Genomic DNA, 15325 nt, shown 5'->3' on the forward strand with positions numbered 1-15325 from the left:
TGCGCTACGCGAAATGCCGGTCGCTGCGGATATATCCGTCGCGTCCGGCATTCTGCGTATCGCCAGCTACTTTACGTAGCGAAAACACGATTCCTAGCGGCTGCGGCGTTCGTTCGAGGCAGGAGCCGACGCTCGGCGGGGACCGCTGCGTGCCGGACGGCCACCGCCGCCACCATTGCCGCCGCCGTTGCCGGCGTACGAGCCACCGGACGTGCCGCCGGTGTTGGAGGACCAAACAGCCTTGTTGCCGGCGTTGCCGCCGTTGCCCGTGGAGGCTCCGGCGCGCTGGCCGGATCCACCCTGGCCGGATCCACCCGTGCGGGCACCTGCACCGGCGCCTGCAGTGCGGGCTCCGGCTGCGCGCTGGCCCGTTGCCGGACGTCCGCCGCGCTGTCCGCCGGTGGTAGCCGGGCGGCCCGTGCCGCCACGGGGAGCATCGCTGCGGGTAACGCGTGAATCCGGACGGCCGTCTGAACCGCGGCCAGCCGCTGCACGGCCACCTGCTGCGGGGACGTCGTTGCGGTGCGTGGAGCCGGTGGCGCCGTGGCCGCGGGAATTGCGGCGAGCAGCTGCTGCTGCAATGGCGCGGTCCTCATTCTGCTCAGCTACACGGTCAAATGCTGCCCGTGCCTCGGTGCGGCCTTCGTAGGCAACAGCGCGGCGCTCGGCGCGGGGAAGATCGGAGCGCGTCGGCTCAGCGGAGACGCGTCCGCGTCCGCCACGGCCGCCACGGCCACCGGCAGTGGGGCCTTCCTGGCTGCGGCGGGCGCGCTTGCGCTCGGCGTTGGCACCCGTGGAGGTGCCGCCACCCTGCGTTGCGGACTTCTTGGCCAGAAGAGCGGCGCGGGTGCGCGGATCGATCTTGTCAGCCATTTCGCCCACGAGCTCGGCAACCAGCGGGGAGTTGGCGGTAACGCGCTCGAAGTTGACCTCGACGCCGGCAGCCTTCATCAGCTTCTTGACGTCGGACTGCTGCTCCGGGAGGGTCAGCGTGACAACAGTGCCATCCGAACCTGCGCGGGCTGTACGGCCTGAGCGGTGGAGGTATGCCTTGTGCTCTGTGGGCGGATCCACGTGGATTACCAGTTCAACGTCGTCCACGTGAACGCCGCGGGCTGCAACGTCGGTGGCCACCAGGACGCGGACGTCACCGGAGGAGAACTCGGCCAGGTTGCGGTCACGGGCGTTCTGCGAGAGGTTGCCGTGCAGATCGACGGCGGGGATTCCGGCGTCGGTCAGGGTCTTGGCCAGCTTGCGGGCGTGGTGCTTGGTCCGCATGAAGAGCACGCGGCGGCCTGCACCGGAAGCGAGCTCAACGATCAGCTGCTTCTTGACGGTCTGGTCGTTGACCACCAGGACGTGGTGTTCCATGGTGGTCACGGCGGCCTGTGATTCGTCCACGGCGTGGGTTAGCGGGTTGGACAGGTAGCGCTGGACGATCTTGTCCACGCCGTTGTCCAGGGTGGCGGAGAACAGCAGGCGCTGGCCCTGGCTGGGGGTCATGTCCATGAGCTTCTTGACCACCGGGAGGAAGCCGAGGTCGGCCATGTGATCGGCCTCGTCGAGGACGGTGATCTCGACGCCTTCGAGGGTCAGGATGCGCTGGCGGATCAGGTCCTCCAGGCGGCCCGGGCAGGCGATGACGATGTCGACGCCGGCGCGCAGTGCCTTTTCCTGGCGGGCCTGGGAGATGCCGCCGTAAATCACGGTGGTGGTCAGGCCCATGGCCTCGGCCATCGGCTCGATGGTGGCGTTGATCTGGGTGGCGAGCTCGCGGGTCGGTGCGAGGACCAGGCCCATGGGGCGGCCGGGCTTGCGGAAGTGCTTGGCTTCCCGCGCAGCGAGTCGTGCCACCAGCGGGATGGCGAAAGCGATGGTCTTGCCGGAGCCGGTGCGGCCGCGGCCCAGGACGTCGCGTCCGGCCAGGGTGTCCGGGAGGGTCTTGACCTGGATGGGGAACGGCTCAACAATTCCCTGGGCGGTGAGGGTGTCGGCAAGTTCTTTGGGCGTGCCAAGGGCAGCAAAAGTAGTCATATATTCAAGGTCTTTCAGGCGGTATCCATACGGATATCGGCCCCCGATGCCGGTTGGCTCAAGGGTTTCGCCGAAGAAAAGTCAGGTGATCAACCGTGCTGCTGCCCAATTCAGGGCGGCGGCTGGGACCAAATGGAACGCGTTCATCGACGCAGGATGTGCCTCTCACATGAAAAAACCCGCTTCCCAAATCAAGGGACTCCATAAAATTCAGGAGCAAAGCGGGCATCACTGCACATCAAGTCCCCTAAGCGTACCATCCCTGCGCTCGGGCCTCTTTCACTTACGTGTTGCAGGAGGTGCGGACGTTGCCTTTGGGTGCCCGGCAGGCGCAGGCTTGAGGCATGACGGAACAGGGTGCGGACCACCACCACGCAACGGACGACGGCGGCACCCGGCCTGAGGATGCACGGCAGCGCAGTGCCGCCGAGGCATGGGACGAAAGGTACCGGAGCAAGCCGAAGTTCTGGAGCGGCAAACCAAACCCGCAACTGGTCCGCGAAGGCGCCGGACTGAGGCCGGGCAAGGCACTGGACCTGGGCTGCGGCGAAGGGGCCGACGCCATCTGGCTTGCCCAGCAAGGCTGGACCGTCACCGCCGTCGACGTTTCCGCCGTCGCGCTGGAACGGGCTGCAACCCACGAAAAATCGGCTCTGGACCGTGAGAGTGTGCACGCCGAGGGAGCCGGTGAAATTCCCAGCCGCATCCACTGGGAACAGTGTGACCTGGAGGAGTGGCAGCCCGCCGCAACCTTCGATCTGGTGACCTCCCAGTTCCTGCATTCCCCGCACCTGGCGTGGCAGGGTCCGCTGCGGACGGCGGCTGCGGCGGTCAAGCCGGGCGGCACACTGCTGATCGTGGGCCATCATCCGCACCGCCTGCCGCCGTGGGGAAACCACACCAGGCCGGAGATGTTCTACACCCCGGCCCAGCTCGTCGCCGAACTCGGCTTGGACTCGCCGGGCTGGCAGCTGGAGGTCAACACCACACGCGAGCGGGCGGCGTCAGGTCCGGACGGCGAGGAGGCCGTGATCGGGGACACCGTACTCCGCGCCACCCGGCTGGCGTGAGTTTTTTGGCTAGCGTGAAACCCGCGGCGCCACCGCAACCGCGGCGACGGCCACCAGCGCCGTCAGTGCGAAGACCCCGGCGAACGATTCCGCCGTCGTCGTAAATGCCGCGAACACGATGCCCGTGGCGGCGAGCGCCAGCGCCCCGCCCAGCGAGTCCGAGATGGACATCGCCGAGCTGTTGAAGCCTTCGTTTTCCTTGCTGGACATGGCGAGTGTCATCACGCTGAGCCGCGGATACAGCAGCCCCATGCCGCCGCCGGCGAAGAGCCAGCCGGCAATCGCGACGGCGGCAGGCCAGTGGAATGCCGACGTCGCCAACGTGAGGACGATGGCCCCCAGCACCAGCGCTGAGCCGATGCGCACGGCCAGCCGGTGCTGCAGGCGGGCGCCGAGGCGGCCCTGGACGGCGGCAGCGGCGGCCCACGATAACGCGCCTCCCGTGAGCGCCAGGCCGGCGAACGTCGGCGGGAACTGGTACTCCTCGATCAGCAGGTACGGCAGGTAGACCTCGGCGCCGAAGAACGCGGCAGACGCCAGGCCGCGGGTCAGGATCACACTGGGCAGGCCGCGGCGGGCGAGCAGTGTGCCGCGGGGTACCAGTGGGCGCACGGCTATGAGGGCAATCACGACGGCGGCCGCAGCCAGGAGGGCCGGCGCGGCGGTGAAGCCCGCGATAGTGACTCCGGCGGAGAGGTTCAGCCCCAGTACAGCGAGTGCGGCGAGCGCCGCCCAGGCCAGGCGGCCCAGCGCCCAGGGCGGGACTGTTGTCTGCCCGGAGGTCTGCTCAGCTGGCCGGTCGATGCCGCGGAGCACCGGAACAATCATCACGAGGGCGGGCACCACCAGGCCCACCACGCCCAGGAACACCCAGTGCCAGCTCAGGATCTCCGCCACGATGCCGGCCGCGAACGGGCCCACGAGGGACGGGATCACCCAGGCGGCGGAGAAGGCGGCGAAGATCCCGGGGTGCAGGACGGCCGGGTAGACGCGGGCCACCACCACGTAGAGCGCAACAGTCAACGCTCCACCGCCGAGCCCTTGCACCAGGCGGCCGGCAACCAACATGGGCATGGACACGGCGGTACCGGCGATGATCAGACCCAGCACAAATAGGGCAACTGAGGCATACAGCGGGACCGTTGGCCCGCGGCGGTCCGACCAGTTTCCGGCCGCCACCATGCCGATCACGCCGGTGGCCAGCGGACCGGCAAAGGCCAGTGCATACAAACTGGCACCGTCGAGCTCGCGGCTGACGACGGGCATGATGGTTGTCACCGCGAGCGATTCGAACGCCGCGAGGAACACCAGGGCACACGCGCCGATGGTCACCCACAGGTACGGTCGCTGCAGGATCCCGGCGGTGGGGTCTGTAGTTGGGAGCGTGGAATCGCGCACGTTATCGACGCGTCCGGTTGGCGTCGCCGATGTAGCGGTTCCGGCCCGCGCGGTAACCGAACACCGCGGCCAGCGAACCCACCACGAGGAACAGCACCCCGGCGGCGGCGAACGATCCCGTGGCCTGGTGCAGCTGGCCCACCATCAGCGTGCCGGTGGAACCCAACCCGTAGCCCACGCCCTGCATCATCCCGGACAGGTGCGCGGCGGTGTGCCCGTCGCGGGTCCGCAGCATAATCATGGTCAGGGCCACCGCGGTGAGGCTGCCCTGCCCCAGGCCCAGCAGCCCGGTCCACACCCAGATGAGTTCCAGGGGTCCGAAAATGCTCAGCGCAAACCCGCCTCCGGTCATCAGCGCCACCACCACTGCGATGGCGCGCTGGTCACGGAATCTGGCCGCCAGCGCCGGGGCAAACAGCGAGCCCAGCATCTGGAGCACGATCGAAAGAGAGACCATCAGGCCGGCCGTTCCGCCGTCCAGGCCGCGTTCGCGCAGGATCGGCGCCAGCCAGGCAAAAACGCTGAAGGACATCATGGCCTGCAGCACCATAAAGATGGTCACCTGCCACGCCACCGCCGAACGCCACACGTTGACGCCGAGGTGGCCGGCCTGGTGCCGGACGGGATGCTGGCGCAAGGCCACCGGAAGGAACAGCAAAAGTACGACGGCGGCAGGGACCGCCCAGAACCACAGCGCCGAGCCCCACTCCCCCGTCGCCGCGAAGACAGGGTAGGTAAAGCCGGCTCCGAGGGCGGCCGAGGCGCAGATGGCCGTGGTGTACAGCCCGCCCATGAGGCCCAGCCGGTGCGGGAAATCTCGCTTCACCAGCCCCGGCAGCAGCACGTTGCACAGGGCGATGGCGGCACCGCAGGCGGCCGTTCCCGCCAGCAGGGTTGGGAGGTGGCCGGCACCTGGCACCAGGCCGCCGATGTCCGCGGGCCGCAGCAGCAGCCCCGCCGTGAGCACAGCCATGGCGCCGAGCAGGACGCGTTCGGCGCCAAACCGGCGCGCCAGGACGGGCGCCAGCGGCGCGAAGACACCCAGAAGCGTGACGGGGACGGTGGTGAGCACCACGACTGCCCAGCCCGGGAGGCCGGCGTCGGACGTGATCTCCGGAAGGACCGCGGCGAAACTGGAGAAAACCGTGCGGAGGTTCAGCCCGATAAACACCAGGCATAGAGCCAGATATGCGAGGGCACGCGGGCTGCTCTGCGGGCTTTCCGGACCGCTGCCAGACTGACCCGGAAGACGCGTCGGGGCTGCTGGCGGGATGTCGTCGATTTCGGCGTCGATCAGCAGTCCAGGCACTTCAACGTTGTCAGCACGGGTCACGGGGACCATTCTGTCATTGCGCGCACTTGTGGCCTGTTTTGTCCCGACGGGTGGGCGGGTGGCGCGTCGGCCGGGGCTGCGGGAAACGCGGAAGAGCCTACGCTTGGCGCATGAGCGAACCGCGAGAGACCTGGCATGCCGCACACAAAGCAACCCTGAGCAGGGGCGAACGCGCCGCGGATGTTATGCGCAACAGCATGGGCAGTTGGCGGTTCGTCGCAGGATTCATCGCGTTCATGATGGTGTGGGCTGCCCTGAACTCCTGGATTCTGGCGTCCCAGGCGTGGGACGCGTATCCGTACATCCTGTTGAACCTGTTCCTGTCCATGCTTGCCGGACTTCAAGGTGCCATTCTCCTCATCGCAGCCAAGCGCCAGGATGCCATTGCTGCGGCCATGGCACAGCACGACTACGACACAAACGTGAAGGCCAAGGCGGAGATTGAGCGGCTTACCACTATCAACGACGAACAGCTGGAGATCCTGCGGGAACTGCGCTCCCTGGCTGTCGGCAAGCTGGTCCGGGACTGACTCCTCTATTCTGGAAGGGATGAGCGAATCCCCAGAATCCCCCCAGCCTCCGCATGTCCCGCGCCCGGTGACGCCCGGAACCCAGGCGTCCTTCGGCACTTACGGCGGCAGGCCTGTGAGCTTTGTGCGCCGCGGGACCCGCCTGCAGGGTCGCCGCCAGACGGCGTGGGAAGAGCACTCGGAGCGGTGGGCGCTGGACGTGCCCCGGCACGTTGCCAACACGTCGGTCCACCCGGACTATACCTTCGACGCCGAGGCCGAGTTCGGCCGCAAGGCGCCGCTGATTGTTGAAATCGGTTCGGGGCTGGGCGATGCCATCTGCCACGCGGCCGAGGAGAACCCGGACACGGACTTCCTGGCCGTGGAGGTCTACACCCCGGGCCTGGCCAACACCATCATCAAGATCAACAGCCGCGGGCTGAACAACGTCCGCGTGGTGGAAGCCAACGCGCCCGAGGTCCTCGCCACCATGCTGCCGGCAGGTTCCGTCAGCGAACTGTGGGTATTCTTCCCCGACCCCTGGCATAAGTCACGGCACCACAAACGCCGCCTCATCCAGCCGGAGTTTGCCGAACTTGCAGCACGGGCACTCACCAATGGCGGCCTGTGGCGGGTCGCCACTGACTGGTCCAACTACGCCGTCCACGTCCGCGACGTCCTCGCGGACTCGCCGGACTTCGAAAACCTCCACACCGGCGAGCGCCACGGACCCGAAAGCCCGCTCACCCAGGTGTGGCAATCCGGCGTCGAAACGCTGGTGGGCGGCGCGCCCGTCCGCGAAGGCCGGGCGCCGGTCAGCACCGCACATACCGGCCCCAATGAGGGCGTGGATGAAACGGGCGGCTGGGCGCCGCGCTTCGAAGGCCGGATCCGCACGAGTTTCGAGGCGAAGGCCCACGAAGCCGGCCGGCTGATCTTCGACCTCTGCTACCGCCGGCGCTGAGCCCTGGAAACTGAGGTCAGCTCACGCTGATGCCGGCGACGATCTCCTTGAGCATCCCCAGCCGCGGCTCGATCTCCGGGTTCGTGTACGGCCAGATCACCACAACGCCGATGAAACGGTTGTTCTCCCAGACGCCGACAGTTGCTGCGACTCGGGCCTCACCCAAGTGATCCGCGTAGCCAACCACGACGGCGTACGAGGACTTGCCGGGGAGGTTCAGTTCGCCTTCGGTCAGCAGGGTCCCTGCGCGGTCTTCAAGGTAGAAGCCCGACATGAGGTGTGCCCAGCCGTTGGCCTGGGGGGCATCCGTGACCGAGGTGTCATCCTTGATGACTGTGACCAAGACCCCTCCCAGCAGGCCATACTGCTCGGTGTTGGGCCCGGCTGTGGAATCCTCCAGAACCTGGGTGTGCTCGGGGAAGTCTGCCGTGAATCCCAGCGGGGATTCGATATGCACTGACATGGTTGCTCCTTAGCGGTAAGTCTTGGCCGGGCTGGCTGGCGGTAGTGCCCAAAATGGCGCCGCAAAAACTCGGGGAATAGGTCTACGGGACGGATTCGGCACAGGACGTCAGAGCTTCTCGAGCTTCGTATCGTTCGGGACCTTATAGTACGTGGACACGTTGGTGGTTGCCTTGTTCTCCGTTTTGACCTCCACCTCGCCGGCCTTGAGGTCAACGCCGAACTCGTTGGACGCTGTCACCACGTGGTTCTCCTGGACCGTGGCGGAACCTGCCTCGTAGAGCTTGGCGGCATCCTGACCGGCCGCAACCGTGTCTCCCATCGCTACATTGCGCATGTAGCTGTCGATCACGGCCGCGTTCTCTGGGGTGTAATCGACAGCGATCTTCACGGTGCCCTGTGCGCCTACAGTCACGCTGGACTCAGCCTTGGCGCCCTGGAGGTCGGGACCCGCGGTGGCGCCCGCCGCAACTGTGCCCTCCATGGATACGGCGATCGATTCCATGTTGCCGTTCTTATCCAGGTTTACTTCCAGGCCGCCCTTACCCGAGGCCTCGAACACCCTGCCGTCAAGGTTCAGCTTGCCCTGGGCAGACACCTCGGCGCTGGCGGTTGCCGTGCCGTCCGTCAGGTTCCGCTCGTAGGCGAGATCCAGCTTCGCCGAGCCTGAAGCGGGGCCGGCTTCGCCCTCGGCTTCCAGGGACAGCGTTCCCTTGGCTTTGTCGTCGTGGCCGGTGGAGCCGTTGTCGTCCGCAGCATCGTTGATGGTGTCCAGGATGTAGCCAGGCGGGTTGCCCGCTACATCCTTGATCTCACCGACGCTGTCCGGCGGGAGGTCCGTATAAATCTGGTTGCGGGCGGCCATGGCCTCTTCCACGCTACCGAATTTGAACTCGCGCGAGGCTTCCCCGTTCAGCGTGACTCCGGCGGTGCCGGTGGTGTCGTTGACTCCCACGCCCACATTTCCGTACACCTTCATGGTGGCCGAACCGTCCGCATTCTCCACCACCACGGTGCCTACCTCCGCGCCGGCATGGAACCAGGCAACCCGGGCGTCAAGGGAGGCTTTGCCGGACTCCGTGTAGACAGGAATGTCCGGCTTGCCGAGTTCCTGCAGATGGGTCTTGGCCAGCTCCTGGGCGGACTCAGGAATGCCGCCGTCCATCTTCATGAGGTCTGCGGCGAGGGGGCGGCCGTCTTCGTCCACGCCTTCGATCAGGTATTGACGGTCCTCCTCCGACAGGCCGGCCCACCACTTGGCCTGCTCCTCCGGGCTGGCTTTGAGCATGTCATCCATGCCCTGCTTCAGCTCTTCGCGGTGGGCCTCGGCCGCTGCCGCCTTCGCTGCCTGTTCCTCCAGCCAGTTCTTCGCGCGGCTGCCCAGGTCCTTGAGCCTGTCCAGCGCACTGGTGCCACCGCCGCCGCTGCCGCCACCGGTCTCGGCAGAGGACTGTTCTTGCTCGTTTGCGTGCTGCAGGAGCAGCTTGGAGTTGTGGCGGAGGCTGGATGCCACCCGCTCCAGGCTGGGGCGGTGGTTGCCGGACCAGTCCTGCCGGAACAGCTCGCCGTCCGTGCCCTTCCACGGCGCGGACTGGATCTGGCCCTGCAGGGAGCTGGCTCGGCTGCTGAGCAGCGCCGCCGCCTTGTCAACAGCCTTCGCCAGCTCCCGAAGCTGGCTGACGTCCGCGCCGTAAAAAGTCATGGTGTCTCCCCCGGAGAGTAATAAGAATTAGATCTATCGCTGGACATATCGTTGCACGGCAGCAAGTCTCCCGCGATGGGGATCACTACCCATCGCGGGAAAACCCATCCCTCACCAGGTCCGGGACGGAACTGGGTGGGCGGATCGGGACTGTTCGCGGGTTGCCAAGCGTGGCACGATGGGGCTTGTGCAGGGGGCACACAAATATGCGCCTCTGCGGCGCCGGCAGAAGGAACCGCCATCAAAAGAGAACTCAGGCAGGCCGCCGATGCGGCGGAGGGTGCCACTAATTCACGCACGCTGGAACTGTTCGCGCGGGCAGGGTTCGCAGCCAGCGGAGTCCTGCACTTCCTGGTAGGACTCATCGCCATCCGGCTCGCCATGGGGGGCGGCGGGAGCGCCGACTTCAGCGGCGCCGTGTCAGAGCTCGCCAGCCAGCCCGCCGGGCCGTTCCTCCTCTGGGCAAGCTTTGCCGCCTGCGCCGCCCTTGCGCTGTGGCAGACCAGCGATGCCATCTTCGACTACAACAGACTGCCCACGAAGGAAAAGGCGGGCAAGAAGGCCAAGTCAGCAGCACAGGCTGTGGTATTCGCCGGCTTGGCCCTGACGCTTGCCTCCTTTGCCTTGGGAAGCGGTTCCGGCGGTGACAACCAGAAGTCCGCGAGCGACTTCACCGCCGCCGTGATGAAGGCGCCCGGCGGGATGGTACTCCTGGTCCTGGTGGGGGTGGGAATGGCCGTCACCGGGGTGATCTATGGCATCCGTGGCATCAAGAAGTCCTTCGAAGACCACCTCAAGATGCCTGCGGATCCAAGGGCCCGCACCGCCGTCAGCGTGCTGGGCGTGACGGGGTACGTTGCCAAGGGGATTGTCCTGTTCCTCACCGGACTGCTCATCACGATCGCCACCCTGCGCGCGCACCCGGAGGAATCAACGGGCCTTGACGGCGGGCTCAAGGCGCTGCGGGAGCAGCCCTTCGGCGTGTACCTGCTTGCAGCGGTGGGCGCCGGACTGATCTGCTACGGCGTCTACATGGTGGTTCGGGCGCGCCTGGCGAATATGAACCATTAGCGCCGTTGCCCGCCACGGCTAGGGTGGGAGCATGCCCCAGGTACGCGCCGAACGCCACATCCGCCTCGATCCGGAGACGGCCTTCGCCTTCTCCCAGACCACCGGTGCGTTCCGGCTCAAATGGGACCCGTTCATCTCTGCCCAGGGTTTCCTGAACAGCGCGACCTCCGCCGGAAAGGGCGTCCGGACGCGGACCGTGTCCCGCCTTGGCCTGGTGATGGTGAGCGAGTACGTTTCCTACGCGCCACCCAAGAACGTGGGCATGACCATGGTGTCCGGACCGTGGTTCTTCGGGAATTTCGGTGGCGGCTGGCGTTTCACCGCGGACGACGGCGGCACCCGCGCCGTCTGGAAGTACACCTTTTCGTGCCGCCCGGCCTGGTTGCGGCCGGTGGCTGAGCGGATGGGCGCCTGGCTCCTGGGCCGTGAGATCAACAGGAGGATCGACGCGTTTGCCCGCGCCTGTGAGGACCCCGGGCTGGTAGCCGAGTTCCGCGACATCCAAGCACACTAACCAAACACCGGTGGTCGAAGGCTGGCGATCACAAGCACAGTGATCACAAGCCCTGTGATCACAAGCCCTGTGATCACCGGCCGTGGGATTACGGCACCGTGATGGTAGCAACCGCCCGCTGGGTTTCATCCCGCAGCTCCAGGCTGGCGATGCTGGCCAGCTGAACGGGCGTAGCCCCCGTGACCTTCGCCCTCCCGCTGGGCGTGGCGGTCCAGGCGCACGCCCGGTCCTCGCCGCCGTCGCGGTCACGGATCCAGAGCGAGAGGGTTCCGTCCAGCGGCAGCTTGCTGCCGTTCACGGCCAGCTCGGTGCCCCACGTTTTCTTGGCGAGGTCGATGCTGAACTGCAGGCCATTGCCGGACTGGACCGAGTAGCTGGCGTCCGGCGCCGGCGGCCGGCTGAGCAGCGGCGCAGCGGCCAGGCCCAAGGCGAGGCATGCGGCGGCGACGGCGCCCACCAGCGCCGCCCACCGCCGTCGTAATTTACGACGCCGGGTGGCCAGTTCATCGAGGACCGTGAGGGGCACTGAGCTGGCTGCCTCAGGGGCCACCCCGGGGTGTGTACCCCCGGTCAGCGCCACCGCGTCCGGGACGGGAAGTGCGTCCAGCAGGGCCGGCAGGCTTTCGAGCTCGGCGAGTTCGGCCTGGCACTCCGCGCAGGACTCGAGATGGGCTTCGAAACGTTGCGAATCCGCGGGGTCAAGCCCGCCGAGCACGTAGGCGCCCAGCAGGTGATGCAGCTCAGCAGCGTTCACCGTTCCACCCCCATTTCGTCCAGGATGGTCCGCAGCGCCCGGACTGCGTAGTAGGCCCGGGACTTCACGGTTCCGCTCGGGATGTTCAGCTGCACGGCGGCCTCGTTGACGGTGAAACGGCGGTAGTGGAGTGCCACGAGGACCTCGCGGTGTTCGGTGCTGAGCCGGAGCAGCGCCTCCTCCATCAGCACGCGGTTGAGGAGTTCATCCACGCGTTCCACGGCCTGGGCGGGATCGGCGAGATCGCGTTCCACCACTTCGGCCGGGCGCCGTTGGGCTTTGCGGTAGTTGTCGATCATGATGTTCCGGGCGGTCCGGAACAGGTAGCTGCGCAGGCTCCCGGTAATATCCGGGGCCTGCTGCCAGACGCGCAGCACGGTCTCTTGGACCACGTCCTCGGCCAGCTGTGGATCGCGGGATGCGCTGAGGACAAAGCGGCGCAGGGCTGCGCCGTGCTCGCGGTAGATCGCAGCCACCACGTCCTCATCCAGCGGCATGCCGCCCCCTCCTGTCCCTGGTTCCCGTCCCGGCCGTCACTGTACATTCCGGCTGATACGACGTCCCCCACAGCCAAAAGGTTCACTGGCCGTGGTCCCTCGGAACTGGCGCCGGAAACAGGGGGCTGGTTCTTGAACCATTCTTCACCCTTGCGCGTCGTACCGGTTAGCGTCCGGTGATCCGCGCCGGGCCCCAGCCGAGGAGCACTCCGATGAAACAGCATCTAGGCATAGGCCTTGCCGCACTGGCCCTCGCGGCCGCACTTTCCGGCTGCGGCGGCAGCCCTGGAACCAGTACAACAACGGCGGCGCCCACACCGTCGGCCACGAGTCCCGCGGCCACATCCGCCGCCCCAACGGCTGGCACCACCACCACCGCAGCGGCCGCCGTCGCCCTCAAGACAGCATCCTCCACCGCAGGCAACATCGTGGTGGACGCCAAGGGCATGAGCTTGTACTTCTTCACAAAGGACGTGAAGGACTCCGGCACCAGCGCCTGCACCGGAGGGTGCCTCACCGCGTGGCCGCCGCTCCTCACTACCGCAGCGACGCCCGCCGCTGAAGGGATCACCGGCACACTCGGGACCATCACGACGCCGGACGGGGCCAAGCAGGTGACCCTGAATGGGCTGCCCCTGTACTACTTCGCGCAGGACAAGAATTCCGGCGACATCCTAGGGCAGGGCGTCAACAGCGTCTGGTATCTGGCCACGCCGGCCGGGGAAATGATCAAGGCGGCGGCGTCAGGCTACTGACGGCAGGCACGCTCAGTCACGGGGACGACGACGGCGAGGGGGCCGGGGCAGTTTTCGGATGGATGCCGGGTAGCGGGACTGGAGGCGCGGACGGCAGGGGCAGGGCCGGGGGCTGCCCCTCGCCGTTTAGTGGCCCACCCGGCACACCCGGCACGACGGTTTCAGGCAGCGAAAGATCTGGCAGGGGCACCGCCGGCGCTGAACCCGAGGGGGCGGGAGCAGGCTGCGTGGCCTGGCTCGAACCGGATCCCGGAGCGGCCGGAACCGGCACAGTGACAGCCGGTCCGGTGGGCCCTACGGCAGGGGCGCCGGGCTGGACCGGCCCCGGGGTCTCCGCCGGCGCAGGGGCAGGTCCGCCACCAACGGAGGACACAAAGGATGTGACTGCATGGTTGACCTGGCCAATGGAATCCCTGATCCCCTGGTCAGAGGCAACGGCAACGGCGCCGCCGGCCGCCAACGAGACGGCGACTGACAGCGTGGTGAGGGTGATCCTGCGACGGGTTCGACGGCGGGCGGCTAGTTCGTCGGGTGCCGCGCCGGGCTCGTCCGCTGCCCCCGCAGCATCCGCGGTGAGGGCCGCGGCGGGCTGCGGCTGAGAAACTGCAGCGGTTTCAGGGACCACCGCCAGGTGCCGGGTGGCTGCGGAGTGGGCCGAAGCCGACGTCGGGACAGCAGTCTGTGTCACGGCAGGCATCATGAGCGCCGCGACTGCAGCGGAGGGCTCCGGCTGCTCGGCTGCGAGCGCACGGAGTTCCAGCAGGGCGGGGCGGAGGGCGCCGTCGTCGTCCAGCCCTGCCTCCAGCAGCAGCCGGTCAACAGAAGCGTCGTCGCGGGAACCGTTGCACGTGCCTGCGGTGTCACTCATGGTCTGCCTGGTTTCTTCTAAGAGTCTGGTCCTTGAGGTTTTGCAGCGCCCTGCGTTGGAGCTGCTTGATGGCACCCTGGGACTTGCCCATGATGCCGGCCACCTGTTCGATGGATAAGTCCGCCACCACCCGCAGTGCCAGGACCTCGCGGTGGTCGTCGGCGAGGCCTTCAAGCAGGGCAGGTGCGCCGCCGCTATGGCCTAAGGCGTGATCCTCCGCGGACGCCGTGCTGCGCCCGTCCTGCAGGGGGTCGTACGGAGTGAACTCCGGCCGGCGTTCAACCCGCCGGTAGTAATCCACCATCCGGGCGTGGGCGATGGAAAAAACCAACGACTTGGCACCCTGCAGCCCGCCGGTCAGCTCACCGATCTTCGGGAAAAACGCCAGGAACACGTCCTGGGTGACAGCCTCGGGATCGTCCACGCCGCGGGCTTTGAGGTAGCCCTGGACCGCTCCGGCAAAGGTTCGATAGACAGCACCGAAGAGCACAGCCGGATCAGCACCGGCAGTGTCTGCAAATGTGTCTATGTCTTCTTCGGCCAAAGTGTCTAGCACCAGTGGCTCCTCCATCCCGGGCAGCGGACTCGCTCGTCCCGGTATTCGGCGCGGTGTGCTCCGCTGCTATCGGTCGGCTGCTGTTCGGCAGCAATCTTGCTGCTATGTGGACTGCGGGAATCCGGTCCGTCCGGAGCCGGTTCCCGCAGTCCACACTAGCTGAGCAGGTCCTAGCGGTTCGAAACGGCGGGAACGTCTACAACGTCGCCCGGCACGGCCGGAACAGCAGGAACGGCGGGAACGGCGGGCACGCCGTCGACACCCGGAACGGCCGGAACGGCGGGGACTGCCGGCACTGCGGGCAGTTCGGGGCGCTCAGCCTTGGCGGCGGCGGAACCCTCGCCGGAAGCGTCGGCGTCAGCGGAACCGGCACCCTTCGCAACAACGTCGGCGCAGAAGGCGTCAACATTGGTAGCGCCCTCGGCGGCGATGACCAGCGACGAGAAGCCCTCGGAGGCTTCGTTCAGTCCACCGTTGGTGAACGCGGTGCAGAGGCCCAAGGCTGCGGCACCCGCAGCGTCAACCGCGGTGCCGGCGGCTGCGGAGGCGTTGGCCTCGGCTGCGACCTCATCGCCGGAGACGGCTGCTTCGCCGGTCACTGCCGCATCGCCGGAAACGTTCGCGGAGGCGGACTCGGTGGCGTCAGCGGCCAGCTTCGGGGCCGGGGCGCCGAGCAGTTCGTGGGCGGTCTGCTGTGCGTCGGCCGGGAGGGCGCCGGAAACAGCTGCGACGCCGGTTCCACCGACGGCCAGGGTGCCCGCTGCGAGAACTCCGGCGGCGATTTTGCTGGTGGCGAGAACAGTGAACAACGACATATGACACTCCAAAACCTAGAGAA

Annotated in this window: 16 protein-coding genes; 6 read left to right on the top strand and 10 right to left on the bottom strand. The window is 67.2% G+C overall.

Annotated features, from left to right (window positions below; genetic code table 11):
* Window positions 1-93: 93 nt before the first annotated feature.
* Entirely contained in the window at window positions 94-2034 is a 1941-nt protein-coding gene (locus tag ACZY0Q_RS17720; RefSeq protein WP_463918789.1) for a DEAD/DEAH box helicase, read from the bottom strand.
* Between the two features lie 344 nt (window positions 2035-2378).
* On the opposite strand from ACZY0Q_RS17720, the gene ACZY0Q_RS17725 reads away from it, so the two are divergent.
* Window positions 2379-3104, top strand: coding sequence for a class I SAM-dependent methyltransferase (locus ACZY0Q_RS17725; protein WP_463918790.1), 726 nt, complete (start codon window positions 2379-2381; stop codon window positions 3102-3104).
* A 9-nt stretch (window positions 3105-3113) separates the two neighbouring features.
* On the opposite strand, the gene ACZY0Q_RS17730 is transcribed toward ACZY0Q_RS17725, so the two are convergent.
* Both ACZY0Q_RS17730 and ACZY0Q_RS17735 read right to left on the bottom strand, forming a co-directional pair.
* A complete protein-coding gene (locus ACZY0Q_RS17730; protein ID WP_463918791.1) occupies window positions 3114-4502 on the bottom strand; it encodes an MFS transporter in 1389 nt (462 codons plus the stop codon).
* A 1-nt stretch (window position 4503) separates the two neighbouring features.
* On the bottom strand, window positions 4504-5844 hold the full coding sequence (locus ACZY0Q_RS17735; protein WP_463918792.1) for an MFS transporter: 1341 nt from the start codon (window positions 5842-5844) through the stop codon (window positions 4504-4506).
* Between the two features lie 101 nt (window positions 5845-5945).
* Between ACZY0Q_RS17735 and ACZY0Q_RS17740 the strand changes: the two genes are divergently transcribed.
* Together ACZY0Q_RS17740 and trmB are read left to right on the top strand one after the other, a co-directional pair.
* Entirely contained in the window at window positions 5946-6365 is a 420-nt protein-coding gene (locus ACZY0Q_RS17740) for a DUF1003 domain-containing protein (protein WP_463918793.1), read from the top strand.
* A gap of 19 nt (window positions 6366-6384) precedes the next feature.
* Window positions 6385-7308, top strand: coding sequence for a tRNA (guanosine(46)-N7)-methyltransferase TrmB (trmB, locus tag ACZY0Q_RS17745; RefSeq protein ID WP_463918794.1), 924 nt, complete (start codon window positions 6385-6387; stop codon window positions 7306-7308).
* 16 nt (window positions 7309-7324) lie between these two features.
* On the opposite strand, the gene ACZY0Q_RS17750 is transcribed toward trmB, so the two are convergent.
* Entirely contained in the window at window positions 7325-7771 is a 447-nt protein-coding gene (locus tag ACZY0Q_RS17750) for a hypothetical protein (RefSeq protein WP_463918795.1), read from the bottom strand.
* Between the two features lie 108 nt (window positions 7772-7879).
* Entirely contained in the window at window positions 7880-9472 is a 1593-nt protein-coding gene (locus tag ACZY0Q_RS17755; RefSeq protein ID WP_463918796.1) for a hypothetical protein, read from the bottom strand.
* Between the two features lie 75 nt (window positions 9473-9547).
* Between ACZY0Q_RS17755 and ACZY0Q_RS17760 the strand changes: the two genes are divergently transcribed.
* Both ACZY0Q_RS17760 and ACZY0Q_RS17765 read left to right on the top strand, forming a co-directional pair.
* Complete coding sequence (locus ACZY0Q_RS17760; RefSeq protein ID WP_463918797.1) at window positions 9548-10543, top strand: DUF1206 domain-containing protein; 996 nt, start codon at window positions 9548-9550, stop codon at window positions 10541-10543.
* 31 nt (window positions 10544-10574) lie between these two features.
* On the top strand, window positions 10575-11057 hold the full coding sequence (locus ACZY0Q_RS17765; protein WP_463918798.1) for an SRPBCC family protein: 483 nt from the start codon (window positions 10575-10577) through the stop codon (window positions 11055-11057).
* 88 nt (window positions 11058-11145) lie between these two features.
* Here the strand turns inward: ACZY0Q_RS17765 and ACZY0Q_RS17770 are convergent, their stop codons facing one another.
* Together ACZY0Q_RS17770 and ACZY0Q_RS17775 are read right to left on the bottom strand one after the other, a co-directional pair.
* A complete protein-coding gene (locus ACZY0Q_RS17770; RefSeq protein WP_463918799.1) occupies window positions 11146-11811 on the bottom strand; it encodes an anti-sigma factor family protein in 666 nt (221 codons plus the stop codon).
* Window positions 11808-12308 (bottom strand): sigma-70 family RNA polymerase sigma factor, encoded by a 501-nt coding sequence (locus ACZY0Q_RS17775; protein WP_463918800.1) that lies wholly within the window; start codon window positions 12306-12308, stop codon window positions 11808-11810. The genes ACZY0Q_RS17770 and ACZY0Q_RS17775 overlap by 4 nt, the downstream gene beginning before the upstream one ends.
* Before the next feature lie 212 nt (window positions 12309-12520).
* Between ACZY0Q_RS17775 and ACZY0Q_RS17780 the strand changes: the two genes are divergently transcribed.
* Window positions 12521-13063, top strand: coding sequence for a COG4315 family predicted lipoprotein (locus ACZY0Q_RS17780; protein ID WP_463918801.1), 543 nt, complete (start codon window positions 12521-12523; stop codon window positions 13061-13063).
* Window positions 13064-13079: 16 nt separating this feature from the next.
* Here ACZY0Q_RS17780 and ACZY0Q_RS17785 read toward each other — a convergent pair whose 3' ends face one another.
* The 3 genes from ACZY0Q_RS17785 to ACZY0Q_RS17795 form a co-directional block, all read right to left on the bottom strand.
* Entirely contained in the window at window positions 13080-13931 is an 852-nt protein-coding gene (locus tag ACZY0Q_RS17785) for a hypothetical protein (RefSeq protein ID WP_463918802.1), read from the bottom strand.
* Entirely contained in the window at window positions 13924-14502 is a 579-nt protein-coding gene (locus ACZY0Q_RS17790) for an RNA polymerase sigma factor (RefSeq protein WP_463918803.1), read from the bottom strand. The genes ACZY0Q_RS17785 and ACZY0Q_RS17790 overlap by 8 nt, the downstream gene beginning before the upstream one ends.
* Before the next feature lie 155 nt (window positions 14503-14657).
* Window positions 14658-15302 (bottom strand): protein tyrosine phosphatase, encoded by a 645-nt coding sequence (locus ACZY0Q_RS17795; RefSeq protein ID WP_463918804.1) that lies wholly within the window; start codon window positions 15300-15302, stop codon window positions 14658-14660.
* Window positions 15303-15325: the final 23 nt, after the last annotated feature.

Source organism: Pseudarthrobacter lactosi, from assembly GCF_055412785.1.

Coding starts and splice junctions, on each gene's coding strand:
- ACZY0Q_RS17750 (WP_463918795.1), bottom strand. CDS start 7,771: ATGTCAGTGCATATCGAATCCCCGCTGGGATTCACGGCAGACTTCCCC.
- ACZY0Q_RS17775 (WP_463918800.1), bottom strand. CDS start 12,308: ATGCCGCTGGATGAGGACGTGGTGGCTGCGATCTACCGCGAGCACGGC.
- ACZY0Q_RS17765 (WP_463918798.1), top strand. CDS start 10,575: ATGCCCCAGGTACGCGCCGAACGCCACATCCGCCTCGATCCGGAGACG.
- ACZY0Q_RS17735 (WP_463918792.1), bottom strand. CDS start 5,844: ATGGTCCCCGTGACCCGTGCTGACAACGTTGAAGTGCCTGGACTGCTG.
- ACZY0Q_RS17790 (WP_463918803.1), bottom strand. CDS start 14,502: ATGGAGGAGCCACTGGTGCTAGACACTTTGGCCGAAGAAGACATAGAC.
- ACZY0Q_RS17780 (WP_463918801.1), top strand. CDS start 12,521: ATGAAACAGCATCTAGGCATAGGCCTTGCCGCACTGGCCCTCGCGGCC.
- ACZY0Q_RS17795 (WP_463918804.1), bottom strand. CDS start 15,302: ATGTCGTTGTTCACTGTTCTCGCCACCAGCAAAATCGCCGCCGGAGTT.
- trmB (WP_463918794.1), top strand. CDS start 6,385: ATGAGCGAATCCCCAGAATCCCCCCAGCCTCCGCATGTCCCGCGCCCG.
- ACZY0Q_RS17725 (WP_463918790.1), top strand. CDS start 2,379: ATGACGGAACAGGGTGCGGACCACCACCACGCAACGGACGACGGCGGC.
- ACZY0Q_RS17740 (WP_463918793.1), top strand. CDS start 5,946: ATGAGCGAACCGCGAGAGACCTGGCATGCCGCACACAAAGCAACCCTG.
- ACZY0Q_RS17720 (WP_463918789.1), bottom strand. CDS start 2,034: ATGACTACTTTTGCTGCCCTTGGCACGCCCAAAGAACTTGCCGACACC.
- ACZY0Q_RS17760 (WP_463918797.1), top strand. CDS start 9,548: ATGGGGATCACTACCCATCGCGGGAAAACCCATCCCTCACCAGGTCCG.
- ACZY0Q_RS17755 (WP_463918796.1), bottom strand. CDS start 9,472: ATGACTTTTTACGGCGCGGACGTCAGCCAGCTTCGGGAGCTGGCGAAG.
- ACZY0Q_RS17785 (WP_463918802.1), bottom strand. CDS start 13,931: ATGAGTGACACCGCAGGCACGTGCAACGGTTCCCGCGACGACGCTTCT.